The organism is Pseudomonas sp. WS 5146 (genome assembly GCF_012985495.1).
GTDB classification, from domain to species: Bacteria; Pseudomonadota; Gammaproteobacteria; order Pseudomonadales; family Pseudomonadaceae; genus Aquipseudomonas; species Aquipseudomonas edaphica.
This window is the reverse complement of record NZ_JAAQWL010000007.1, coordinates 104,607-128,152: the sequence shown is the minus strand read 5'-3', so window position 1 is coordinate 128,152 and position 23,546 is coordinate 104,607. Positions and strand designations below refer to the sequence as shown.

Genomic DNA, 23,546 nt, shown 5'->3' with positions numbered 1-23,546 from the left:
GAGGGTCGTTGTATGTCCGGCAAACCTTCGTTACACGAGATTGAACAGGCCGAGAAACAGCCGTTATGGCGGCGCCTGGGGTGGCTGGCGATGATCTGGACCGGCAGCGTGCTGGCCCTGTTCGTCGTGGCCAGCCTGATGCGCATGTTCATGAATGCCGCCGGCCTGACCACTCACTGATATCCCGATCCGGGCTTTGCGGCCCGGTTTTCCAGCCCTCGCTACGAGGGCTTTTTTATTTGCGGGCTTTGAGAATGACGAACTTCGGCGTGGCGGCTACTTGTTCAACGCCACGGAACAAACGCGCCAATTTGCTGTGATAACCCAGGTGGCGGTTGCCGACGATATAAAGGGCACCGCCCACTACCAGGGCTTCGCGCGCCTGCTGGAACATGCGCCAGGCCAGGAAGTCGCCGACCACCTGCTGCTGGTGGAACGGCGGGTTGCACAGCACCACGTCCAGTGACTGGGCTTCCTGGCCGGCGAGGCCATCGGCGGCGCGTACGCTTACATCGCGCGTACCGAAGGCAGCCTGCCAGTTTTCGACCGCCGACTGCACGGCCATGTAGGACTCATCCACCAGGGTGTACTGCGCGTCGGGGTTTTGCAGGGCACTGGCGATCGCCAACACGCCGTTTCCGCAGCCCAGGTCCGCCACGCGGGCGCTGCCGAGATTGTTTGGCAGGTGCGGGAGGAAGGCACGGGTGCCGATGTCCAGGCCTTCGCGGCAGAACACGTTGGCGTGGTTCAACAGCTCGATGGCCGGTGCGTCCAGGGTGTAGCGGGTAGGGTAGGGCGAGACGGCGGCCGGGCGGGCGTCCACCGTGGCGATCAGCAAACGGGCTTTTTTCAGGGCAAGGGACGCGTGCATCGGGCCGATATAGCGCTCCAGCAACTCGCCCGCCGCCCGTGGCAGGTGCTTGACCATCGCGCCGGCAATCACCTGGGCGCCTGGCGCCAGTTGCCCTTGCAGGCGGATCAACTGCTCCTCCAAAAGGGCCAGGGTCTTTGGCACGCGGATCAGCACGCGGTCGAACGGCCCGGTCGGGACCTGGCTGGCGGGGACGAATGCTACGGCATCAAAAGCTTTGCCATTGCGCACCAGGTTTTTCTCCAGACCCTGGGCTGCCAGAAACGAGTCACCGCTGGACGTCACGTGCACCCGGCCTTCGAGGCTGGCCGCCAAGGCGCCGAAGCTGTCGTTGAGCACCAGCACGCGGGTAGCAGCGCCGGGCTGCTGCTCGGCCAGGTAGCTGAGCAGGTACTCATCGGCAGCATCAAAGGCCTGCAACGGGTCATTGTGTTGCTCAGGCTGGCGAATCAGGTCGAGCTGGGCGAAGGGGCTGTCAAGCAGGGGCATGGCGGGGAAGCTCTGGGTCATCGATGGGGCGGCAGCGGGCATGGGCAACCGGCGCAACCATCTGAGTGAACAACGAAGCGGCATCAATGCGCCGTATCAACACTCAGAATTGGCCGTAAATGTTACTTTTTTTTCGATGGGATTACATGCGGTGTTTCTTCAGCGGTTAAAACAACCCTGCTTTGGAAGCACACAGTACGGCGGCAATCTTGTTATTGACCCCCAGTTTTCTCAAGCAACTGCTGATATGAAAGCCCACGGTGCGCTCCGACAGGCACAGGATCGTGGCAATGTCCGAAGCCGTCTTGCCCAGGGCCGACCACCTGAGGATTTCCGTTTCTCGTGGGGTCAATTTGCAAGGCGCTGTGACGCTCGGCTTTTCGGCATAATTTTGTGCCACCGCAGCATGCATCACATGACAAAGCCAGAGCACCTGGCCGGCTTTCTCGTAAAGCTCCTGTGGGCTGACTTCGCCGTTGCTTCTGCCCAGGGTCAGCATGCTGAACACACCCTGGAAATCGTGCACGGCTTGGGTCCATCCAAAATGCACACCAAACGACTGGGCCAACGACCAGAGGTGGGGTGCGGCGCTGAAGGTTTTTTCATCCCACACGATAGGCAGCACGCTACGTTTGCAGTGGGCGACTACCGGATCGATGTCAAAAAAATGCGCTTGTTTGTAAACGGCATTCCATTCATTGGGGTAGTTATTAAAGTGAATCGGTTTAGTTTGGGTAGCTTGTTGTTGCGAACTCATCGTAAATGAGCAGTATTCGAATCCTAGCTCATAGGTGTGATTGACGACCATCTCATAAATAGTGGTGATCTTGTTCTCACCTTCCAGTTTGGGGAGTCGTGTATTGCGCCAGTTGACCATTTGTAACTCTCCATGGGTGTTGTTGCCTGGGCACGTCCCGGATCCCAGCGAGGTACGGAAATCAGTGTAGGACAAAGCCTACACATCGTAATGTGAAAAAATTTTACTGAATGCCCGTATTTTGTTTGTTTATTACTTATACAATGAGTGATCGTTTGTACATATAGTGCTTTATGTTCGGGTTATTCCTATAAGTTCAATGGGTTGGTGGTGATATTAAATTGGCATTTGTTTAGTTGCACTGCGACATCTAATGGCCTGTTAGAAGGGGAGAAATAGCTAAATAATTAGTTGGGACTGGATAGCTCCGATCCGAGCGCTTGCGCTGTAACAGCATAGCTGTTGCTCGCACTGGCAATGCCAGTACAAACCACTGGTGTTTCCCTGCGCGACTTTGAGAGACACTAGGGCACCTGTTCAACGGAGCCCCCCATGACGGCCAGCGCTGAGAAATTTACCCGCCAGACCCTGCTCGAAGTGCAATCGCTGACGCCCAGCCTGTTTACCCTGCGCACCAGCCGTGACCCGGGCTTTCGGTTTACCGCCGGCCAGTTTGTGCGCTTGGGCGTGACCAAGGCGGACGGCAGCACGGTGTGGCGCGCCTATTCCATTGTGTCCTCGCCATTTGATGAACACTTGGACTTCTTCTCTATCGTCGTTCCGGGGGGCGAGTTCACCAGTGAATTAAGCCGTCTGCAGGTGGGCGATACCTTGATGGTTGAGCGTCAGGCCACAGGCTATCTGACCTTGAATCGTTTTGTGGACGGGCGTGATCTGTGGCTGCTGGGCACCGGCACGGGGGTGGCACCGTTTCTGTCGATCCTGCAGGACTTCGAGGTCTGGGAAAAATTCGAGCGCATCGTACTGGTGTACAGCGCCCGAGAGGCCAAGGAGCTGGCGTATCAGTCGCTGATTAACACGCTCGGCGAGCGTGAGTACCTGGCCGAGTACGCGCATAAACTCACCTACATTCCCATCGTCACCCGTGAGCAGCACCCTGGGGCACTGAACGGGCGCATCACCACGCTGATCGAGAATGGCGAGTTGGAGCGCGCTGCTGGTGTAGAACTGACCCCGGAGCACTCCCGCGTGCTGATTTGCGGCAACCCGCAGATGGTCGATGACACGCGCCAATTGCTCAAGCAGCGCGACCTGCAACTGAGCCTGAGCCGGCGCCCAGGGCAAGTGGCGGTGGAAAATTACTGGTAATAAAAAAGGCGCCTGAAACAGGCGCCTCTTCCAGGCAAACGCGGGTTAAAGCGGTTTGTCGTTTTGTGCTTTGAGCAGATCACGAATCTCACCCAGCAGCAGCTCTTCCTTGGTCGGCGTCGGCGGCAGGCTTGGGGCCACAGCTTCTTCGCGCTTCAGGCGGTTGATGGCTTTCACGCCCATAAAGATGGCGAAGGCGACGATCACGAAGTCGATGATGCTCTGGATGAACTTGCCATAGGCCAGGACCACAGCGGGCACATCACCCTGCGCGGCCTTGAGGGTTATCGCCAGGTCAGCGAAGTCCACACCACCGATCAACAGACCAATAGGTGGCATCACCACGTCGCCTACAAACGAGGAAACGATTTTACCGAAGGCGGCGCCGATGATGATACCGACGGCCATATCGACCACATTACCTTTGACCGCGAAGGCCTTGAACTCACTGATCACGCCCATAGGTTATTCCTTGTTACAGTTGAGGAGGGTGGAGGTCAGTGTAAGTCAGTCGTAGCCCGCTTGCTCGACACAACCGTTAACACTGTCAATTTTTATCGACCCATTAAATCGCAAATAGTTTGCAAAGTGCCACCAATCGCGCGCGAAATACGCGCTACTTCAGGGGCTTGCCACACTTTTTTCTTAATCAGCCCGGTGGTGTTTTTCTATTTATCTTCTGACTCGCAGGTCACTAGCCTCTGGCAAGCACAACTGAATGTGCACTAAAAAAGCCAGAGGAAACCCCGATGAACACGTCAATGAGCCGCAGGCCTGTTTCCGCGCGATATGCGCTGGGATTGGTCACTGCCAGTCTGCTGTCCCTTTCCGTACAAGCCGCCAACCTGACCCGCGATAACGGCGCCGCCGTGGGGGACAATCAGAATTCACAAACCGCCGGGGCCAATGGCCCGGTGCTGCTGCAAGACGTGCAGCTCATTCAAAAACTGCAGCGCTTTGACCGTGAACGCATCCCGGAGCGCGTGGTTCACGCCCGTGGCACCGGCGCTCATGGCACCTTTACCGTCACCGATAACCTCAGCGACCTGACCAAAGCCAAAGTCTTCGCAGCCGGTGAAGCCACCCCTGTGTTCGTGCGTTTCTCGGCGGTAGTGCACGGCAACCATTCCCCGGAAACCCTGCGTGACCCACGCGGTTTCGCCACCAAGTTCTACACCAGCGAAGGTAACTGGGACCTGGTGGGCAATAACTTCCCGACGTTCTTTATCCGCGACGCCATCAAGTTTCCGGACATGGTCCATGCGTTCAAACCGGACCCGCGTACTAACCTTGACGACGACTCGCGTCGTTTTGACTTCTTCTCCCATGTTCCAGAGTCCACCCGCACGCTCACCGAGTTGTATTCCGACTCCGGCACGCCAGCCAGTTATCGCGAAATGGACGGTAACGGCGTACATGCCTACAAGTTGATCAACGCCAAGGGCGAAGTGCATTACGTCAAGTTCCACTGGAAGAGCCTGCAGGGCATCAAGAACCTTGACCCCAAGCAAGTTACCGACGTGCAGGGGCGTGACTACAGTCATATGACTAACGACTTGGTCACTCACATCAACAAGGGCGATTTCCCCAAGTGGGACCTTTACGTGCAAGTGCTGAAACCTGAGGATTTGGCCAAGTTTGATTTCGACCCGCTGGACGCCACCAAGATCTGGCCGAATGTACCGGAACGCAAAGTCGGGCAAATGGTGCTGAACCGCAACCCAGCCAACGTCTTCCAGGAAACCGAGCAAGTGGCCATGGCCCCGGCCAACCTGGTGCCAGGCATCGAGCCGTCGGAAGACCGCCTGCTGCAAGGTCGAGTGTTCTCCTACGCCGACACGCAGATGTACCGCCTGGGGCCGAACGCCCTGCAACTGCCGATCAACGCACCGCGTGTCACCGTCAACAACGGTAACCAGGATGGCGCAATGAACGCCGGCAAGACCACCACAGGCGTGAACTACCAGCCAAGCCGCCTGCTGCCACGTGAAGAACCGCAAGCCGCGCGTTACAGCCAGTCGGCGCTGTCGGGCAGCACCCAGCAGGCGAAGATCCAGCGCGAGCAGAACTTCAAGCAGGCCGGTGACTTGTACCGCTCCTATAGCCAGAAAGAGCGTCAGGACTTGATCGAAAACTTCGGCGGCTCCCTGGCCACCACCGATGACGAGAGCAAGCACATCATCCTGTCGTTCCTCTATAAGGCTGACCCTGAGTACGGCACTGGCGTGACCAAGGTTGCCAAAGGCGACCTGGCGCGCGTCAAGGCGCTGGCAGAAAAACTGACTGACTGACGTTGGTTACGGTCGGCGCCCGCTGATAGGCGTCGACCCCGAGCTGGAGAAAACCCATGCGAATTTCTATCGGTTTACTGATGGCCATGCTGGCCTTTGTCGCCCATGCCGAGTCACCCGACCCGGTCGCGCTCAAGGCTCAGTTGCAGGACTACTATTTCGATGCTGCCCGTCGTGGCGATATCGAGATGCTCAACACCTTCATAGAATCTGGCTACAGCCTCAACACCCAGGACGACAAGGGTTACACCGCGCTGATCCTTGCCGCCTACCACGGCCAAGCTCCATTCGTGGAACGCCTGCTCAACGCCGGCGCCGACGCCTGTGTGCAGGACAAGCGCGGTAACACCGCATTAATGGGCGCGATCTTCAAAGGCGAGCTGAAAATCGCCCAGCGACTGCTCGCCACCGACTGCAACCCCGACCAGCGCAACGGCGCCGGGCAGACCGCCGCCATGTACGCCGGGCTGTTCAAGCGTGTTGAGTTACTGGATGAGTTAAAGGCCAAAGGCGCCGACCTAAACGCCGAAGACCCGATCGGCAACAGCGCTTCACGTTTGGCCAGTGGTGAAATCCGGACCCCGGCGCCGCGCTGAGCTATCATCGCGGTTTTTCGGTTGGAGGTTCTCAAATGGCAAAGGCCAAGCGCATGTACGGCTGCACCGAGTGCGGCGCGACCTTTCCCAAGTGGGCCGGCCAGTGCACCGAGTGCGGCGCGTGGAACACCCTGACGGAAACCATGATCGAAAGCGGCGGCGCCGCAGCCCCCACCGGCCGCGCCGGCTGGACCGGGCAACAGGCGCAGATCAAGACGTTGGCTGAAGTCAGCGTCGAGGAAATCCCACGTTTCTCCACGGCGTCCGGCGAGCTGGACCGCGTGCTCGGCGGCGGGCTGGTGGACGGTTCGGTGGTGCTGATCGGCGGCGACCCCGGCATCGGCAAATCGACCATCCTGCTGCAAACCCTGTGCAGCATTGCCAGCCGCATGCCGGCGCTGTACGTCACGGGTGAGGAGTCCCAGCAGCAAGTGGCCATGCGCGCCCGTCGCCTGGGCTTGCCCCAGGATCAACTGCGGGTCATGACCGAAACCTGCATCGAAAGCATCATCGCCACGGCCCGTATCGAAAAACCCAAGGTCATGGTGATCGACTCGATCCAGACGATTTTCACCGAGCAGCTGCAATCGGCACCCGGCGGCGTGTCCCAGGTGCGCGAAAGTGCGGCGCTGCTGGTGCGGTATGCCAAGCAGAGCGGTACGGCGATTTTTCTGGTGGGCCACGTGACCAAAGAGGGCGCCTTGGCCGGGCCGCGAGTGCTTGAGCATATGGTCGACACCGTGCTGTATTTCGAAGGCGAATCCGATGGCCGTTTGCGTTTGCTGCGGGCGGTGAAGAACCGTTTCGGCGCGGTCAACGAATTGGGCGTGTTCGCCATGACCGACCGGGGGTTGAAAGAAGTCTCCAACCCCTCGGCGATTTTTCTCACCCGCGCCCAGGAAGAAGTGCCTGGCAGTGTGGTGATGGCGACGTGGGAAGGTACCCGGCCAATGTTGGTGGAAGTGCAGGCGCTGGTGGATGACAGCCACTTGGCCAACCCGCGCCGGGTCACCCTCGGCCTGGATCAGAACCGCCTGGCGATGTTGCTCGCTGTGCTGCACCGTCACGGCGGTATTCCCACCCATGACCAGGACGTATTCCTCAACGTGGTCGGCGGGGTCAAGGTGCTGGAAACCGCCTCCGACCTGGCGTTGATGGCGGCGGTGATGTCGAGCCTGCGCAATCGCCCGCTGCCCCATGACTTGCTGGTATTCGGCGAAGTCGGCCTGTCGGGCGAGGTACGCCCGGTGCCGAGTGGCCAGGAGCGCCTGAAAGAAGCGGCCAAGCACGGCTTCAAGCGCGCGATCGTGCCCAAGGGCAATGCGCCGAAGGAAATGCCGGCAGGGTTGAAGGTCATTGGCGTCACGCGCCTTGAACAGGCGCTGGATGCACTGTTCGAATAACCGTGAAGCAATCAGGGATGAACGCAATGCAACAGACCAATCGTTGGGGGGTATGTGCCCTGCTCGTGGCCTTGCTCGGGTTGTCGGGCATTGCCTTGGCTGAGTCGGCCCCACTGCCGGCCGGTTACCGCCTGGCCCAGGAACTGGCGACAGCAGACGGCAGCGTGCTGCAGGTGCTGGAAGACCAGCGCATCAGCGCGCAGTTGCACAAAGACAGCTGGGGCAATGGCCTGGATGAGGACTCATTTGACGAGCCCGGCGATCTGGTGGAAAACCCGTTGCTCAACGCCCAGGTACGTTTGCTGTCGGCGTCCGGCGCTGTACTGGCGCACGACGATCTTGGCTACCCCTTGGCCAAGGTCAAGAAGGCCCCGCTTAAAGGCCTGCCGGACACGGTGTACTTTTTGAGCGTCGACCAGACGGCGCCGATGGGCAGTTACAGCGGCCCGGCGACTCAGTTGCTGATGCCGGCCAAACAGCAACTCAAACCAATGCGCTATAAGGGCGCGGCCGGCAAGGTCGAGCCGCTGACCCTGGCCCAGACCGGCAAAGCCGCCTGGCAGATCGCTACGTCAGCCGCCGGCGGTACGGATGAGTTACTGCAGGTCTCGTCCTTTATGGACGGTGACGGCGACGATGATTTCGCAACCCGCTACACGACCTATCGTTTTATCGATGGGCAATGGCAGGCCGTGTCGCGTCAGAAGGCGGGTTATTGGGACACGGAAAGCGAATTCCCCCCGAGTGCCGCGTTTCCCTGAGTGTCGCTTTTCCGTGAGAGCGTCACTACCAGAAGATCATTTTCAACGCCAAGGCAATCACGACTACGTTGAAAGCGCTTTCCATCCACTTATCGCCTTTCTGAAGAGCAAACTTGGCGCCCGCATTGGCGCCAAATAGCGTGCCTATGATCAGGCAACACCCGTACTGCCAATTAATAATTCCGCTGACACCGAATATTATTAACGAGCCGACTGAGAGGATGAGGCCACCCACCTTACGTGTGCCAATTGACTCACTGATCGTTTTTTTAAAAAATATAATATACAAATAAGTTGATAGCTTGGCCTGCCCGCCGAACAGGCCGCCGATCATGCCGACGGGAATAAACAGGATATAACCGCAAAAGCGCCTGAGCGAAGAAGGGGCCGTCTTCGGCGAGTGGGGCTTCCTGATGAGTGAAAGCCCCACCAGTAGCAGTGTCAGGCCGCCAATGATTTTATGCAGCAGCGCCGGATCTATTTGCACGAGCAGACTTGCACCGACCAAGGCGCCAGCCAACCCAAGTGCGGCGGCGGGGGCCGCTAACCTGTAATCCACTTTTCCATTGTTATGAAAGTGTCTTAATCCGGCAAACATCGTCCCTACGGATGCCAGACGGGCTGTCGCTATCGACGCCTGTGGGGATATTCCGAGCCAGATCATCACCGGCACTGTTAGAAATACACTGCCGCCGGTATTGGTGCCGATAAAACCCGTCATAACACCCAGTACGACCAACCCTGCGCCTATCAGCCACTCATGCTCAATCATATTGAAAGACCTGCATCCCTGATGACGTGCATTAATTGTTATTCGTTCAAGTAGAGGGGGTCTACCCAATGGTAGCAATTGCGGTCCCTGCTATTGGCGGTTAGATGCAATTTTGCGGTGTGCACAAAGCTATATTCACCAATGATCGGACGACGGCGATCAAAGGTGTCGCCTATCGCTTTTGAAACAAGACTACTGAGTTTTAATACCTTTTGGCTTTTGCCGCTGCACAATATTGAATTGAAATGAAGATTTGTAATCAGTAGACATGTCTCAGTGATACCGCAGCGTTCGCCGATGCCATTCACGGTGCACGACACAAAGGTAGCGCCTGCTTCGATGGAGGCCAGTGTGTTTGCCATTGCCAAACCTCTGTCATCATGGAAGTGCACTTCTAAGTCAACGTTGGGTAATGCCTGTTTAATCAGCTGAACGGTGGATCGAACCTTGAAAGGCTCACAGATGCCCAGTGAGTCGGCATAACATATGCGGTCGGCGCCGGCGGTTTCGGCGATTTTATAGGTTTCAATCAAGGCTGCCAGATCAGTTCTTGAGGCATCCTCAATGGTGTATCGCACGTTCAGCCCTAGCGATTTAGCATATAGGATGCTGCGCCTGACAAGTTCTTGTATCTCTTCTTTTGTTTTTCTGAGCCTGTATTTTTGGGAGGCCTCATTAATGCCTGCAAATATCCCTATCCAATTAGCCCCCGTTGCGTAAACGGCATCAATGTCATCGCGATGCGCACGCGAGTGCGCCAGTATGTTTTTCGCCAGCCTCGACTTTACCAGTGAGGTGACTCGGTCAAACTCCTGCTTTGATGCATAGGGGTGACCGGCTTCGATAAAGTCGATGCCTGCATCCGCGAGTGCTTGGCCAATGGCCAGCGTCGACTTGATTGTCAGCTTGACGCCTGGCGCTTGATTTCCTTCTCGCAGCGTTGAGTCGACAAGCGTAATAAATGTCATCACAAGCAATCCATTGTCATGAGGGTTAGCGGTGCATTGAGTGTTCGACGACTTTGCATTGTGACGAATACGTCAACAATTTATCTTCGTTGACTTCAACGCCGAGTCCGGGTTTGTCGATAGCGAGTGTTACTCTGCCATCGCAAAATGAATAACCGCTTTCATCAACAATATCATCGGCGAACCTCTCGGCAGGACAGCCATAGCCGGTGGTTGCCACATTTTTGAGCGTGGCAACAAAATGATGAAGAGCTGCAGTGCCAATTCCGAAGGGGTGCATGCTACCCGTGCTGACTTGCAGGTCTGCAACTTCAGCAGCGGCACACAGTCGACGTGAGGCTAATATTCCGCCGGATTTGAAGGGTTTCAGACATATAGCGTGTGCTGCATTGAGGCTAATGATGTCCTTCAGATCCCTAGGGGTAAACAGGCTTTCATCGGCAATGATAGTCGTTGCTACATTCCGCTTTACTTCCGCTAACCCAGCGATATCATGACCTGGCGTTGGTTGCTCGACAGCGAAAACGCCATACTGCTCAATTCGCTTTATAAATTGGATGGCGGTGGGGACGTCGTAGGCGCAGTTGGGGTCTACTTCGAGCTCAAAGTGATCGCCTAGCGCATGTCTAACCGCTTTGAAACACGCGTAGTCATCTGCCAGTACCCCGGAACCTTTGAGTGTCAATCGGTTATAGCCCTGTGCCTGTAGTTCAAGTGCCCGCTCAGTCACCTCTCTGGCGGAGGCAAATGGCAAACTTCGACTGACGGTATAGCTGAGGTTGTATGCACCGCCTAACAAGTTGCAGACTGGAATGTTAAGCACTTTGCCCGCGAGGTCTAACAGAGCATGATCAATCGCACACTTGGCAAATAGATGCCCTTTGATCAGCGTGTCGAGTTGACTCATGATAACTTCGAATGCGCAAGGGTCTTTTCCAATGATTGCCGGGCATAGATAACTTTCAAGGGCGGCCAACATGGTTTCGGGAGTATCACCTTGAGCAGGATAGCGTCTTGAGATAATTCCGGACTCTCCCCAACCTACCAAGCCAGTATCGGTGGTTAACTTTAATACTATATGCCGCCCCTTCGGGGTTATGTTGGTAGCGGTTTGGTAGGGGTTTTTATAGGGGATTTCGGTCAAGAAGATTTCGGCTTTGGCAATAAGCATGCTTTAACATCCTGTTAGAGGGCCGGGCTGGAAGGGCAGGTGAAATGTAGTTTATTAACTGTGTTTTTATCAAGCGCGCGAACCGTATCGTCTTAATGATCGATCATGAAAATAATTTCATTATTGGAAGTGTTGCTTTTTTTGAAAGGAGCGGCGTTGCATATTTTTCCCACCGAATTCAATGTGGATTGAGTTGTTACAGTTTTAATTAAAATGACGTATGTCGTTTTTGTGAAGGGTTTATATGTTTCCAGGTGGTCGTGCAGGCGGGGTTGTTATGATGATTTGATCTAAAGTATGACTTTTATTGATGAGGATGTAGCGGAGGCTGGCGGGTGAGTGGATCTATTCAGACACCCGTAGCCTCTGCGGTTTAGAGGGTTTTCAAATCTCTAACAAGGCGCCCAGCTCACGCTCCAGTTCTTCATGATCGCCCACATTCAGCTCAATCAACCGCCGCAAATGGCCGATCGACTCCAGGTCTATGTGCTCACACACAAACCCCAACTGCCCATGATCATCGTGGGCCAGTCTGACCTGCATCTTTATATGCGCCTGCGGATCCAGACGGATATCCACATCAAACGGCTGAGCGCGATTGCCCTGCCAGTCATCAGGGCGCTGCACCAACAAACCTTTGAGCGACAGGTCCACCAATTGCACCGGCCAATTCCAGCGGTCTTGCGCAATGGTCGTTCGGGCATCAAAGGCAATACGCCGAAAACGGCGCCGATCTGACGGTTGCTCGCTCATGGTCAAACCCTCTGGAGATAAGGGGATTGTAGCCCTGCGCCATCATCGGGCCTTTATTTCTGCTTTTTTTACGGTTGCAAGGCTCTAGACCAACGTAGGGGGGTGGCCTTTAAGGCCAACAGCGCTAAACTCGGGCTGGCTGTCTTTCTGTCCACCCTGGCTGGAATATAAAAATGAAAAATAATAATAGCCTGCTACGCCACCTACCCTGGCTGGTGCTGGCAATCGTAGGAGCGTGCGCCTTGGGCGTAGTGGCCTTGCGCCGCGGCGAGGCGATCAACGCCTTGTGGATTGTGGTTGCTGCTGTCGCCATCTACCTGGTTGCGTACCGTTACTACAGTCTGTTCATCGCTAACAATGTGATGCAGCTCGATCCACGGCGGGCCACCCCCGCAGTGCTCAACAATGACGGCCTGGACTATGTGCCGACCAACAAACACATCCTCTTTGGGCACCACTTTGCGGCGATTGCCGGCGCAGGTCCGCTGGTCGGCCCAGTATTGGCGGCGCAAATGGGCTACCTGCCCGGCACGCTTTGGCTGATTGCCGGTGTGGTGCTGGCCGGTGCGGTGCAGGACTTCATGGTGCTGTTCCTGTCCACTCGTCGCAACGGCCGTTCCCTGGGGGACATGGTTCGTGAAGAGATGGGCCGCATTCCGGGGACCATCGCGCTGTTCGGCTGCTTCCTGATCATGATCATCATCCTCGCGGTGCTGGCGCTGATCGTGGTCAAGGCCCTGGCCGAGAGCCCGTGGGGCATCTTCACGGTGATGGCGACCATCCCGATCGCGATGTTCATGGGCGTGTACATGCGCTACATCCGTCCGGGCCGCATTGGCGAAATTTCGGTCATCGGCGTGCTGTTGCTGCTGGGTTCGATCTGGCTGGGCGGGCAGATTGCCGCTGACCCGGTGTGGGCCAAGGCTTTCTCGTTCACCGGTATCCAGATCACCTGGATGCTGATCGGCTACGGTTTCGTGGCGGCGGTATTGCCGGTGTGGCTGATTTTGGCACCGCGTGACTACCTCTCCACCTTCCTCAAAATCGGCACCATCATCGCCCTGGCGATCGGCATTCTGGTCACCATGCCAGAGCTGAAAATGCCGGCCCTCACCCAATTCATCGACGGCACTGGCCCGGTGTGGAAGGGCGGCCTGTTCCCGTTCCTGTTCATTACCATTGCCTGTGGCGCGGTCTCGGGTTTCCACGCACTGATTTCCTCGGGCACCACGCCCAAGCTGCTGGATAACGAAGTCAACTCGCGCTACATCGGTTACGGCGCGATGCTGATGGAGTCGTTCGTGGCCATCATGGCCATGGTCGCCGCCTCGGTGATCGAGCCCGGCGTGTATTTCGCCATGAACAGCCCGGCTGCGGTGGTCGGTGGTGATGTGGTGACTGTGGCGCAAACCGTCAGCAGCTGGGGCTTTGCAATTACCCCGGAAGCCTTGACGGCCGTGGCCCATGACATCGGCGAAACCACCATCCTGGCGCGTGCCGGCGGTGCGCCGACCCTGGCGGTGGGTATCGCGCAGATCCTGCACAGTGTGCTGCCGGGTGAAAACACCATGGCGTTCTGGTACCACTTTGCGATCCTGTTCGAAGCATTGTTCATCCTGACCGCAGTCGACGCCGGCACCCGTGCGGGGCGCTTCATGCTCCAGGATTTGCTCGGCTCCTTCGTACCGTCGCTCAAGCGTACCGAGTCCTGGACCGCTAACTTGATTGCTACGGCAGGTTGCGTGGCGATGTGGGGTTACCTGCTGTACCAAGGCGTGATCGACCCGCTGGGCGGCATCAATACCTTGTGGCCGCTGTTCGGTATCTCCAACCAGATGCTCGCCGGTATCGCGCTGATGCTCGCCACCGTTGTGCTGATCAAAATGAAGCGCCAGCGCTACATTTGGGTGACCATGCTGCCGGCAGTCTGGCTGCTGATCTGCACCACCACCGCAGGCTTCATCAAGCTGTTCGACGCTAACCCGGCGATTGGCTTCCTGTCGCTGGCCAAGAAGTACAGCGATGCCCTGGCCAACGGCCAGATCCTCGCACCGGCCAAGAACATCGACCAGATGCAGCACGTGATCTGGAACGCTTACACCAACGCAACGCTGACGGCGCTGTTCCTGTTCGTGGTCTTCAGCATCCTGTTCTATGCGCTCAAGGTCGGCGTTGCCGCCTGGGGCAACAAAGAGCGCACGGACAAAGAAGCCCCGTTCCAGGCTGTACCGGACGCGTAAACGAGGATTGCAACCATGTTCAATGACATCAGTCGCCTCGGTAAATACCTCGGTCAGGCCGCGCGCCTGATGGTCGGCATGCCCGACTACGACACCTACGTCGAGCATATGCAAACCAAGCACCCGGACAAACCGGTGATGGACTACAAGGCGTTCTTCCGCGAACGCCAGGAAGCCCGTTACGGTGGCAAGGGTGGGCCTAAGTGCTGCTGACCCGGTATTCGGGTTAGCGCTTCCCCCTGTGGGAGCAAGGCTTTATGTGGGAGCTGGCTTGCCTGCGATAGCATCACCTCGGTCTGCCTGATAGACCGAGTTGCTTGCATCGCAGGCAAGCCAGCTCCCACATGGGTCTGCTCCCACATTTGTTTCTGTGTTTCTTCAAGGAGAATTTTTTGTCCTCTCCCATCCCCGTCACCATCCTCAGCGGCTTCCTCGGCGCCGGCAAAACCACCTTGCTGCGCCACCTGCTCAAAGCCGAGCATGGCCTCAAAATCGCCGTGATCGAAAACGAATTCAGTGATGCCGGTATCGACACCCAACTGTTGGGTGCCGAACCGGTGCAAGTCATGACCCTGTCCAACGGTTGCGTGTGCTGCACCATCCACACCGACCTGACCAAAGCCCTGTACCTGCTGCTCGAGCGCCTGGACAGCGGCGAGATCGCCTTCGACCGGCTGGTGATCGAGTGCACCGGCCTGGCCGACCCTGCGCCTGTGGCCCAGACCTTTTTCATCGACGAGGAGCTGCGCGAGCGCTACATCCTCGACGGCATCATCACCTTGGTGGACGCGGCCCATGCTGAGCACCACCTGACCCAGACCATCGCCCAGGCTCAGATCGGTTTTGCCGACCGCCTGCTGGTGAGCAAGCGCGACCTGGTGGATGAGGCATCCTTCGACGCCCTCAGCCAGCGCCTGACCCGCATCAACCGCCGTGCGCCGATTCGCGTGGTCGACCACGGCAAAATCGACCTGGCCGAACTGCTCGACGTGCGCGGCTTTAATCTCAACGCGGGCATGACCCTGCGCCCGGTCAGTGCCGCGCCGTCCATCGACCGTATTTCCAGCCTGGTGCTGCGCACCGACCAGCCGCTGGATATCGACCGGCTCAGCGAGTTTATGAACGAACTGCTGGAAGACCACGGCAAACAACTGCTGCGCTACAAAGGCGTGCTGAATATTGCCGGGGAAGACCGGCGCATGGTGTTCCAGGGCGTGCTCAAGCTTTACGGTTTCGATTGGGACACCGAATGGGCCGAGGGCGAGGCGCGCGAAAGTGTGATTGTGTTTATTGCTGATGAGTTGCCGGAAGCCAAGATTCGCGAGGGCTTTGCCCGGGTCTACCAACCCTGACTCGAAATGCATTCAAAATGTGGGAGCTGGCTTGCCTGCGATGGCGGTGGGTCAGCTAATGATGTGCCAACTGACAGGCCGCTATCGCAGGCAAGCCAGCTCCCACATTGAACCGTATTTCAATTTGAGAACGGCCATAAAAAAGCCCGGCTCAAGAGCCGGGCTTTTTATTCAAGCAACTGCAATCAAGCGCCGTACACCGGCAGTTTTTTGCAGATGGCCTTGACCTTCTCACGGACCGCGTCAATCACGGCTTCGTTGTTCAGGTCAGCCAGGATGTCGCAGATCCAGCCGGCCAGTTCCTTGCACTCTGCTTCTTTAAAGCCACGAGTGGTCACAGCCGGGGTGCCGAAGCGCAGGCCGGAGGTGACGAACGGCGAACGTGGGTCGTTCGGCACGGAGTTTTTGTTCACGGTGATGAAGGCTTTGCCCAGTGCGGCGTCAGCGTCTTTACCGGAGATGTCCTGCTTGATCAGCGACAGCAGGAACAGGTGGTTTTCAGTACCGCCGGACACCACGTCAAAGCCGCGCTCGATAAACACGCTGGCCATGGTCTGGGCGTTCTTCACCACTTGTTGCTGGTAAGTCTTGAACTCAGGCTGCAGGGCTTCTTTGAAGCAGATCGCTTTAGCGGCGATCACGTGCTCCAGCGGGCCACCTTGGGCGCCTGGGAATACGGCAGAGTTCAGCTTCTTCTCGATCTCGGCGTTGGCGCGAGCCAGGATCAGGCCGCCACGTGGACCGCGCAGGGTCTTGTGCGTGGTGGTGGTCACGACGTCAGCGAAAGGCACCGGGTTCGGGTAGACGCCAGCGGCGACCAGACCGGCTACGTGAGCCATATCAACGAAGAGATATGCGCCGACTTTGTCAGCGATAGCGCGGAAACGTGGGAAATCCAGGATCTGCGAGTAGGCAGAGAAACCGGCCACGATCATTTTTGGCTTGTGCTCAACGGCCAGGCGCTCGACTTCGTCGTAGTCGATCAGGCCGTTGGCATCGATACCGTATTGAACGGCGTTGTACAGCTTGCCGGAGGAGGAAACGCTGGCGCCGTGGGTCAGGTGACCACCGTGGGCCAGGCTCATGCCCAGGATGGTGTCGCCGCCTTGCAGCAGGGCCAGGTACACGGCGCTGTTGGCTTGGGAACCGGCGTGTGGCTGAACGTTGGCGTAATCGGCGCCGAACAGTTCCTTGGCACGGTCGATTGCCAGTTGCTCAACCACGTCGACGTACTCGCAACCACCGTAGTAGCGCTTGCCTGGGTAGCCTTCGGCGTATTTGTTGGTCAGAACCGAACCTTGAGCCTCCATCACCGCAGGGCTGGTGTAGTTTTCCGAAGCGATCAGCTCAATGTGCTCTTCCTGGCGCACGGCTTCTTGCTCCATGGCGGCGAAGAGATCGGCGTCGTACTTGGCAATAGTCAAATCACGGCTGAACATGGCGGTCCTCAAGGATCGGGGGCAGAAAAGGAAGGCATTCTAACCCAATGGGTTTTAGATGGCATATGAAAGGACATCATGTCGCGGACAAGTGGGGCTCATCCAGGGATGGGCGGTGCCTGTACTGGCCCTATCGCAGGCAAGCCAGCTCCCACACCTGAAGGTATTCACAATTCAAAATGTGGGAGCTGGCTTGCCTGCGATGCGGCCATCAGCCCCACCACTGGGCTTCAGTCGAACATGAACAGCGCGTCGTTACTGAACTGCGCCTCAAACCGATTTGCCGGCATTGGCCGCCCAAACAGATAACCCTGCACCTCATCACAGCCATGTTCACGCAGGAAATCCAGCTGCTCATGGGTTTCCACGCCCTCGGCGATCACCGCCAGGTTGAGGCTGTGGGCCATGGCGATAATCGCACGGGCAATTTGCGCGTCCTGCTCGCCGGACGGCAGGCCGTCGACGAAAGTTCGGTCGATCTTCAACACATCGATGGGGAATTGCTTGAGGTAGTTGAGCGACGAATAACCGGTGCCGAAGTCGTCCACCGCAATGCTCAGGCCCAGGTTTTTCAGGCTGGCGAGGATCTGCATGGCCTCGTTGACTTCGCGCATCAGGATACTTTCGGTCAGCTCCAGCTCCAGGCACGCCGGCGGCAGGCCGGTGTCCTTGAGAATAGTGGCGATGCGTTCGCCCAACTGCCCATCGGAGAATTGACGCGCCGAGATGTTCACCGAGACTTTCGGCACGCGCACCTTGTTCTGGTGCCAGGTCTTGAGCTGGCGGCAGGCTTCCGCGATCACCCAGTCGCCCACGTCCACCACCAGCCCCAATTCCTCCAGTACCGGGATGAAATCCCCCGGCGGCACCAGCCCTCGGCGTGGGTGACGCCAGCGCAGCAGGGCTTCGGCGCCGGTCAGGCGTTTGCCGTCGCCGCTGAACTGCGGTTGGTAATACAGCACGAATTCGTTCTGGTCCAAGGCGTGGCGCAGGTCGCTTTCCAGCTCCAGGCGCTCCAGGGCGCTGGCATTCATGTCCGCCTGGTAGAACTGGAAGTTGTTCTTGCCGCGCTCTTTGGCGTGGTACATCGCCGTGTCGGCGTTTTTCATCAGTTGGCTCAGTTCGTTGCCGTCCTGCGGGCTTAAGGCGATGCCGATACTGGCGGTCACAAAGAACTCGCGGCCCTCGAGTACAAATGGCTTCACCAGGCTCGCCAGGATCTGCTCGGCCACGGTAATTGCGCGGTTCAACGCCATTTCACGGCTGACCCGCGGTTGCAGCAGCAAGGTGAACTCGTCGCCGCCCATACGTGCCACGGTGTCGTCTTCGGCCACGCAGCCCAGCAGGCGGGTGGCCATTTCCTTGAGCATGCGGTCGCCGGCGGCGTGGCCCAGGGAGTCGTTGATCGGTTTGAAACGGTCGAGGTCGAGGAACATCAGTACCACCCACGACTTTTGCCGTTCGGCCGACTGCAGCGCGGTGTGCAGGCGGTCCTGGAACAGTGTGCGGTTGGGCAGGTGGGTCAGGGCGTCGTAATACGCCAGGCGGTGGATGCGCTGCTCGCTGGCCTTGCGCTCGCTGATATCACTGAAGAAACACACGTAGCTGGCCAGGTCGCCTTCATCGTCGAACACGGCAGTAATGCCGACCCAGGCCGGGTAATGCTCGCCATTGCGCCGCTTGAGCCACACTTCACCTTCCCAGGTGCTGTGCTGATGCAGCTGCTTGAGCACGTAACGCAGGTGCGCCTCCTGCTGTTCATCCACCGTGAGCATGTTCGGCAATTGATCCAGCACATCTGCCACTGCATAGCCGCTGACCCGGCTGAACGCCTCGTTGGCCTGCACGATATAACCGGCCGGGTCGGTGATCAGGATCGCCGAGGTTGAGTGCTCGAATACCGTGGCCGCCATGCGCAGGTCTTTTTCGGCGCGGCGTTGCTGGCTGATATCGCGGCCCACACCCAGGATGCCTTCAAACGCGCCGTGTTCGTCCCAAACCAGCACCAGGCGCAACTCGATCGGCACCTTGCGGCCGTCGGCGCGCAGGCAGTCGAACAGGAACAGTTGGGTGTGGATATCATCACGCAGTCTGTTCAGCGCCTCGGGGTCGCCGAGCGCACGGCTGACCTGCTCCACCAAACTGTAGATGCCGGTCAGTTGCTGCGGGTTGGCGATGATCGACTGCCAGCCGTTCTTGAACACCCAGTCCACGTCATAACCCAGCACGGCGTTGACTGATGGGCTGATGTAATTGAGCGCAAGCTGGCTGTCGGTGGAGCAGATCACGTCGCTGATGCTTTCGGCCAGCATGCGGTAGCGCTGCTCGCTGTCACGCAGGGATTCACTGGCTTCGATCTGGTCGGTGATGTCCTTGGCCACGCCGATGATCCGCGTGACCACAGCGGTTTTATCCCGCGCCAGCGCTTGCTCACGGATATCAAAGCGCCGCCACTGGTTATTGCGATGGCGAAAGCGCAGCTGGCATTGCAGTTGGGTGGTGTAGCCGACCTCGCGCTGTTGCAGGCGCAAGTCGTGGTAATACTCGGCATCCTCGGGGTGCAGCAGGATTTCCCAGAAGTACTCGCCCATTTGCTGCAGTTCGGCCTTGTTGTAGCCGAGGGTATGGCCCAAATGGTGGTTGCTGAAAATCATGCGCTGGCTGATCACGTCCTGCACATACAGGTGATCAGGCACGGTGCGCACCACGTCCGACCAGAAACTCTCACGCTCCACCAGCGACAGTTCGATCAGCTTGCGGCTGGTGATATCGCTGATACTGAGAATCACGGCCTTGAAGTCGTCCTGCTGCTCCGGCAGGCGCATCACCAGCCACAGATATTGGTCATTGCCGGCCACGTCATTGAGCTGGATTTCCAGCTCCAGCTGTTTTTGCTGGGTCAGAACGGCTTCGAGCACTTGATAGCCGATGGCGGTGGCATTGCTTGGGCAATCATCGATCAGGCGTTCCCAGGCTTGCTCGCATGAGCCGACATTCAGCAGGCGCACGGCCACCTGGTTGACCTCGGTAATGCGCAGTTCCTTGAGCAGTTGCTGGCGCCCGGCGGTGTTGTTGAGCAACCAGACCTGCAATTGCTCACGGGTCTGCACGTGGGTCTTGTCAAAAAACGCCTTGAGCCCCGACAGATCCAACACGCACAGGGCCACGCCGGTGCCTTCGAAAATATCCTGATAACGCCGGCGGCCTTCATGCACCTGGCGCTGGCGGCGGCGCATGTTCAGCAGCACGATCAGCGGGATCAGCGAGAACGCCAGGCCCAGCAGGCATTTGCCGATAAACGCCGGCAGCAGTTGCTCCAGCACCGCGCTGCGGTCAAACAGGCCGCGCAATTGCCAATCGCTTTTACTCAGGGGCGTAACCAGCACGCTTTTGTTCAATTCATCCGGCGTCAGCGCCGCGGCCCATTGCGCAGGCATGCCACTGTCGCGGCTGACCACGCGGTGGTTCAGGCGGTTCTCGATGGCCCACATCGGGCGCTGGCCCTGGCCGTCCTGGCGGGTGAGGTTGCTCAGGTAGCTGGGCGCCAGGCGCAAGGCCCAGTACATTTTCGAGCCGCCGCTGGGCTGCTGAAGCAACAGATAGATCAGGGTGCCGTCGGGGCTGTTGCTCAAGTAATAAGGTTGCGAGTGGCTGCGCTGCACCAGCTCTTCAAGCCAGGCGCGGTCCTGGCTGCCTTTGGCGCTGTCGCTGATCAGCGCGCCGCTGGGGGCGAGCAGGGCGAAACTGCGCAGCTCCGGCAACGAGCGTTGCAAGGTGCGCATCAGCGCCTGTTGTTGCTCGTCGTTGCGCGGCGGCTCGACCATCGGCAGCAGGTTCAAGGCGATTTTCGCGCTCAGGGCCATGTTCAGGCTGATCTGTTCAGCCAGGTCGGCGCTGTAATCGATGGTGTATTGCTGTTGGTTTTTCTGGTTTTGCTGCAGTTGGTCCAACAGCTGCCAGAACAATAACGCCAGCAGCACCAGCACCAGCATCGCCAGTGCGCCTTTTAAAGTGCCGTGCAGGGGCGCGCCCGGCGCTATATGAGCGGCGCGCAAGGGCGTGGGCGGCGTGACTTTGGACAAGCTGTGATCCTGCGGTTTGGCTGGACTGGCGCGCGACGTGCACTATAAGCCGGACGCCCGGAGGGCGGCTAGCATGCCTTGCCTTGTGGCAAAGTGCCAGCCCCGCTTGGCTGGACTGCCCAAGCGCATTCAGGTAGCTTTGCCGGTTACGCGGGGGCGTTCCAGCCCCAGACATTCAGGCTTTTTCCGCTCGCAGGCATTGATGATAGTCAACGGCCCGCGCGGCGCATGGCCTGCACGGGCTTCGCCCGCTTAATTCATCAGTCACTGACGCTAGGTTCACCATGGCTCAATACGTCTTCACCATGCATCGGCTGGGAAAAGTTGTTCCGCCGAAGCGGGAAATCCTGAAAAATATTTCGCTGTCCTTCTTCCCCGGCGCCAAGATCGGCGTGCTCGGCCTCAACGGTTCGGGTAAGTCCACGCTGCTGAAAATCATGGCCGGCGTCGACACCGAGTTCGAAGGCGAAGCGCGCCCGATGCCCGAACTGAACATCGGCTACCTGCCGCAAGAGCCGATCCTGGACCCGACCAAGACCGTGCGTGAAGTGGTCGAAGAAGCGGTGGCCGTGATCAAGAACGCCCAGGCCCGCCTGGACGAGGTCTACGCCGCCTACGCCGAAGAAGATGCCGACTTCGACAAGCTGGCCGCTGAACAGGCCAAGCTCGAAGCCATCCTGCAGGCTGGCGACGGCCACAACCTGGAGCGCCAGCTGGAAGTCGCCGCCGACGCGCTGCGTTTGCCAGCGTGGGATGCCAAGGTCGAATTCCTCTCCGGCGGTGAAAAACGCCGTGTGGCCCTGTGCCGCCTGCTGCTGTCGGCTCCCGACATGCTGCTGCTCGACGAACCGACCAACCACTTGGACGCCGATTCCGTCGCCTGGCTGGAGCACTTCCTGCACGATTTCCCGGGCACCGTGGTAGCGATCACGCACGACCGCTACTTCCTGGACAACGTCGCCGGCTGGATCCTCGAGCTCGACCGTGGCGCCGGTATCCCTTACGAGGGCAACTACTCCGGTTGGCTGGAAGCCAAGTCCGACCGTCTGGCCGCCGAATCCAAGCAGCAATCGGCCCACGAAAAAGCCATGAAGGAAGAACTGGAGTGGGTGCGCAAAGGCGCCAAGGCCCGCCAGTCCAAATCCAAGGCACGTCTGCAACGCTTTGAAGAAATGCAGTCGCAGGAATTCCAGAAGCGCAGCGAAACCAACGAGATCTACATCCCGGCCGGCCCGCGCCTGGGTGACAAGGTCATCGAATTCAAGAACGTCTGCAAAGGCTATGGCGACCGCGTGTTGATCGACAACCTGTCGTTCTCCATGCCAAAAGGCGCGATCGTCGGCGTTATCGGTGGTAACGGTGCGGGTAAATCCACACTGTTCCGCATGCTGATGGGCAAGGAAACCCCGGATTCGGGCAGCATCGAAATCGGTGAAACCGTGCAACTGGCCTGCGTGGATCAAAGCCGCGAAGACCTGGACGGCAGCAAAACGGTATTCCAGCAAGTCTCCGAGGGGTCCGACCAGATCCGCATCGGCAACTATGAGATTCCGTCGCGCACTTACGTCGGCCGTTTCAACTTCAAGGGCGGCGATCAACAGAAGTTCGTCAAGGACCTGTCCGGTGGTGAGCGCGGTCGCTTGCACCTGGCACTGACCCTGAAAGAAGGCGGCAACGTGTTGCTGCTCGACGAACCGTCCAACGACCTCGACGTTGAAACCCTGCGTTCCCTGGAAGAAGCCCTGCTGGACTTCCCGGGCGCCGCCATTGTGATCTCTCACGATCGGTGGTTCCTTGACCGCGTCGCGACGCACATCCTGGCGTACGAAGATGACTCCCAAGCGGTGTTCTTCGAAGGTAACTACACCGAGTACGAAGCGGACCGTAAGAAGCGTTTGGGTGATGCTGCTGCCCAGCCGCACCGTGTACGGCACAAAAAACTGGCCTGAGTTGGGTTGGTTTGAAAAAGCGGAGCCTTCGGGCTCCGCTTTTTTTTGCGTGTGTTTCAGGAGGACCGAGGTGGATTTATCGCAGGCAAGCCAGCTCCCACCTTCGACCGCATTTCACATTGGCAACCCGATCAAATGTGGGAGCTGGCTTGCCTGCGATAGCGGTTTCACGGATGGTGCATTTACTGATTTGAAATCCCCTTAATGGTGCAAAAAATCATAGTAATTTATATATAAAGCACCATTTAAATTCACAAAGGCGACATTTTGCGCTTTTCAGGTGCAACATGAATTGCTAAGGTCCGGCTCAATCTCATTTAAAA

19 protein-coding genes are annotated in these 23,546 nt (G+C 58.1%); 10 read left to right on the top strand and 9 right to left on the bottom strand.

All coding sequences use genetic code 11. The features are described from left to right. Positions 1–12 precede the first annotated feature (12 nt). Positions 13–180 (top strand): DUF2474 domain-containing protein, encoded by a 168-nt coding sequence (locus HBO41_RS18820; protein WP_010206690.1) that lies wholly within the window; start codon positions 13–15, stop codon positions 178–180. Between the two features lie 55 nt (positions 181–235). On the opposite strand, the gene HBO41_RS18815 is transcribed toward HBO41_RS18820, so the two are convergent. After that, the gene (locus HBO41_RS18815) at positions 236–1,360 is read right to left on the bottom strand and encodes a methyltransferase (RefSeq protein WP_169987340.1); all 1,125 of its coding nucleotides are present in this window, start codon (positions 1,358–1,360) and stop codon (positions 236–238) included. 166 nt (positions 1,361–1,526) lie between these two features. Next, positions 1,527–2,237, bottom strand: coding sequence for a LuxR family transcriptional regulator (locus HBO41_RS18810; RefSeq protein WP_017139313.1), 711 nt, complete (start codon positions 2,235–2,237; stop codon positions 1,527–1,529). A gap of 432 nt (positions 2,238–2,669) precedes the next feature. Here HBO41_RS18810 and HBO41_RS18805 point away from each other — a divergent pair, with 432 nt between their 5' ends. Then, positions 2,670–3,446, top strand: coding sequence for a ferredoxin--NADP reductase (locus HBO41_RS18805; RefSeq protein WP_099547617.1), 777 nt, complete (start codon positions 2,670–2,672; stop codon positions 3,444–3,446). 45 nt (positions 3,447–3,491) lie between these two features. Here the strand turns inward: HBO41_RS18805 and mscL are convergent, their stop codons facing one another. Beyond that, a complete protein-coding gene (gene mscL / locus HBO41_RS18800; RefSeq protein ID WP_017139311.1) occupies positions 3,492–3,908 on the bottom strand; it encodes a large-conductance mechanosensitive channel protein MscL in 417 nt (138 codons plus the stop codon). Positions 3,909–4,195: 287 nt separating this feature from the next. Between mscL and HBO41_RS18795 the strand changes: the two genes are divergently transcribed. The 4 genes from HBO41_RS18795 to HBO41_RS18780 are packed head-to-tail and all read left to right on the top strand — an operon-like array spanning position 4,196 to position 8,497. Next, positions 4,196–5,737 carry a catalase gene (locus HBO41_RS18795; RefSeq protein ID WP_138451907.1) on the top strand — a complete coding sequence of 514 codons (1,542 nt, stop codon included), beginning with the start codon at positions 4,196–4,198 and terminating at the stop codon, positions 5,735–5,737. Positions 5,738–5,793: 56 nt separating this feature from the next. Next, complete coding sequence (locus HBO41_RS18790) at positions 5,794–6,333, top strand: ankyrin repeat domain-containing protein (protein ID WP_017139309.1); 540 nt, start codon at positions 5,794–5,796, stop codon at positions 6,331–6,333. Positions 6,334–6,368: 35 nt separating this feature from the next. Beyond that, positions 6,369–7,736 carry a DNA repair protein RadA gene (gene radA / locus HBO41_RS18785; protein WP_138451911.1) on the top strand — a complete coding sequence of 456 codons (1,368 nt, stop codon included), beginning with the start codon at positions 6,369–6,371 and terminating at the stop codon, positions 7,734–7,736. A gap of 26 nt (positions 7,737–7,762) precedes the next feature. Beyond that, positions 7,763–8,497 carry a hypothetical protein gene (locus tag HBO41_RS18780; RefSeq protein WP_169987338.1) on the top strand — a complete coding sequence of 245 codons (735 nt, stop codon included), beginning with the start codon at positions 7,763–7,765 and terminating at the stop codon, positions 8,495–8,497. 25 nt (positions 8,498–8,522) lie between these two features. Here HBO41_RS18780 and HBO41_RS18775 read toward each other — a convergent pair whose 3' ends face one another. From HBO41_RS18775 to HBO41_RS18760, 4 genes are all read right to left on the bottom strand, one after another. Further along, positions 8,523–9,269, bottom strand: coding sequence for a sulfite exporter TauE/SafE family protein (locus HBO41_RS18775; protein WP_017139306.1), 747 nt, complete (start codon positions 9,267–9,269; stop codon positions 8,523–8,525). 38 nt (positions 9,270–9,307) lie between these two features. Further along, complete coding sequence (locus HBO41_RS18770; protein ID WP_065911139.1) at positions 9,308–10,237, bottom strand: LeuA family protein; 930 nt, start codon at positions 10,235–10,237, stop codon at positions 9,308–9,310. Positions 10,238–10,262: 25 nt separating this feature from the next. Beyond that, on the bottom strand, positions 10,263–11,408 hold the full coding sequence (locus tag HBO41_RS18765) for a mandelate racemase/muconate lactonizing enzyme family protein (RefSeq protein WP_169987335.1): 1,146 nt from the start codon (positions 11,406–11,408) through the stop codon (positions 10,263–10,265). 384 nt (positions 11,409–11,792) lie between these two features. Continuing rightward, positions 11,793–12,161, bottom strand: a complete 369-nt coding sequence (locus HBO41_RS18760) for a PilZ domain-containing protein (RefSeq protein WP_017139304.1) — start codon at positions 12,159–12,161, stop codon at positions 11,793–11,795. A 173-nt stretch (positions 12,162–12,334) separates the two neighbouring features. On the opposite strand from HBO41_RS18760, the gene HBO41_RS18755 reads away from it, so the two are divergent. The 3 genes from HBO41_RS18755 to yjiA all read left to right on the top strand — a co-directional run bounded on the left by HBO41_RS18755 (position 12,335) and on the right by yjiA (position 15,753). Further along, positions 12,335–14,401 carry a carbon starvation CstA family protein gene (locus tag HBO41_RS18755; RefSeq protein WP_017139303.1) on the top strand — a complete coding sequence of 689 codons (2,067 nt, stop codon included), beginning with the start codon at positions 12,335–12,337 and terminating at the stop codon, positions 14,399–14,401. 15 nt (positions 14,402–14,416) lie between these two features. Continuing rightward, a complete protein-coding gene (locus HBO41_RS18750; protein ID WP_003194308.1) occupies positions 14,417–14,614 on the top strand; it encodes a YbdD/YjiX family protein in 198 nt (65 codons plus the stop codon). Positions 14,615–14,745: 131 nt separating this feature from the next. Continuing rightward, a complete protein-coding gene (gene yjiA / locus HBO41_RS18745) occupies positions 14,746–15,753 on the top strand; it encodes a GTPase (RefSeq protein WP_169987333.1) in 1,008 nt (335 codons plus the stop codon). A 185-nt stretch (positions 15,754–15,938) separates the two neighbouring features. Here yjiA and glyA read toward each other — a convergent pair whose 3' ends face one another. Together glyA and HBO41_RS18735 are read right to left on the bottom strand one after the other, a co-directional pair. Beyond that, positions 15,939–17,192 (bottom strand): serine hydroxymethyltransferase, encoded by a 1,254-nt coding sequence (glyA, locus tag HBO41_RS18740; protein ID WP_053137906.1) that lies wholly within the window; start codon positions 17,190–17,192, stop codon positions 15,939–15,941. A 230-nt stretch (positions 17,193–17,422) separates the two neighbouring features. Continuing rightward, on the bottom strand, positions 17,423–21,274 hold the full coding sequence (locus tag HBO41_RS18735; protein WP_017139301.1) for a bifunctional diguanylate cyclase/phosphodiesterase: 3,852 nt from the start codon (positions 21,272–21,274) through the stop codon (positions 17,423–17,425). A gap of 284 nt (positions 21,275–21,558) precedes the next feature. On the opposite strand from HBO41_RS18735, the gene ettA reads away from it, so the two are divergent. After that, the gene (ettA, locus tag HBO41_RS18730) at positions 21,559–23,223 is read left to right on the top strand and encodes an energy-dependent translational throttle protein EttA (RefSeq protein WP_056858231.1); all 1,665 of its coding nucleotides are present in this window, start codon (positions 21,559–21,561) and stop codon (positions 23,221–23,223) included. Positions 23,224–23,546: the final 323 nt, after the last annotated feature.

Bases quoted from the DNA above. Each gene is read 5' to 3' on its own strand.
- HBO41_RS18815 (WP_169987340.1), bottom strand. From the start codon at position 1,360: ATGCCCCTGCTTGACAGCCCCTTCGCCCAGCTCGACCTGATTCGCCAG.
- HBO41_RS18795 (WP_138451907.1), top strand. From the start codon at position 4,196: ATGAACACGTCAATGAGCCGCAGGCCTGTTTCCGCGCGATATGCGCTG.
- HBO41_RS18780 (WP_169987338.1), top strand. From the start codon at position 7,763: ATGCAACAGACCAATCGTTGGGGGGTATGTGCCCTGCTCGTGGCCTTG.
- mscL (WP_017139311.1), bottom strand. From the start codon at position 3,908: ATGGGCGTGATCAGTGAGTTCAAGGCCTTCGCGGTCAAAGGTAATGTG.
- radA (WP_138451911.1), top strand. From the start codon at position 6,369: ATGGCAAAGGCCAAGCGCATGTACGGCTGCACCGAGTGCGGCGCGACC.
- HBO41_RS18765 (WP_169987335.1), bottom strand. From the start codon at position 11,408: ATGCTTATTGCCAAAGCCGAAATCTTCTTGACCGAAATCCCCTATAAA.
- yjiA (WP_169987333.1), top strand. From the start codon at position 14,746: ATGGGTCTGCTCCCACATTTGTTTCTGTGTTTCTTCAAGGAGAATTTT.
- HBO41_RS18810 (WP_017139313.1), bottom strand. From the start codon at position 2,237: ATGGTCAACTGGCGCAATACACGACTCCCCAAACTGGAAGGTGAGAAC.
- HBO41_RS18770 (WP_065911139.1), bottom strand. From the start codon at position 10,237: ATGACATTTATTACGCTTGTCGACTCAACGCTGCGAGAAGGAAATCAA.
- ettA (WP_056858231.1), top strand. From the start codon at position 21,559: ATGGCTCAATACGTCTTCACCATGCATCGGCTGGGAAAAGTTGTTCCG.
- HBO41_RS18755 (WP_017139303.1), top strand. From the start codon at position 12,335: ATGAAAAATAATAATAGCCTGCTACGCCACCTACCCTGGCTGGTGCTG.
- HBO41_RS18760 (WP_017139304.1), bottom strand. From the start codon at position 12,161: ATGAGCGAGCAACCGTCAGATCGGCGCCGTTTTCGGCGTATTGCCTTT.
- glyA (WP_053137906.1), bottom strand. From the start codon at position 17,192: ATGTTCAGCCGTGATTTGACTATTGCCAAGTACGACGCCGATCTCTTC.
- HBO41_RS18790 (WP_017139309.1), top strand. From the start codon at position 5,794: ATGCGAATTTCTATCGGTTTACTGATGGCCATGCTGGCCTTTGTCGCC.
- HBO41_RS18775 (WP_017139306.1), bottom strand. From the start codon at position 9,269: ATGATTGAGCATGAGTGGCTGATAGGCGCAGGGTTGGTCGTACTGGGT.
- HBO41_RS18750 (WP_003194308.1), top strand. From the start codon at position 14,417: ATGTTCAATGACATCAGTCGCCTCGGTAAATACCTCGGTCAGGCCGCG.
- HBO41_RS18820 (WP_010206690.1), top strand. From the start codon at position 13: ATGTCCGGCAAACCTTCGTTACACGAGATTGAACAGGCCGAGAAACAG.
- HBO41_RS18805 (WP_099547617.1), top strand. From the start codon at position 2,670: ATGACGGCCAGCGCTGAGAAATTTACCCGCCAGACCCTGCTCGAAGTG.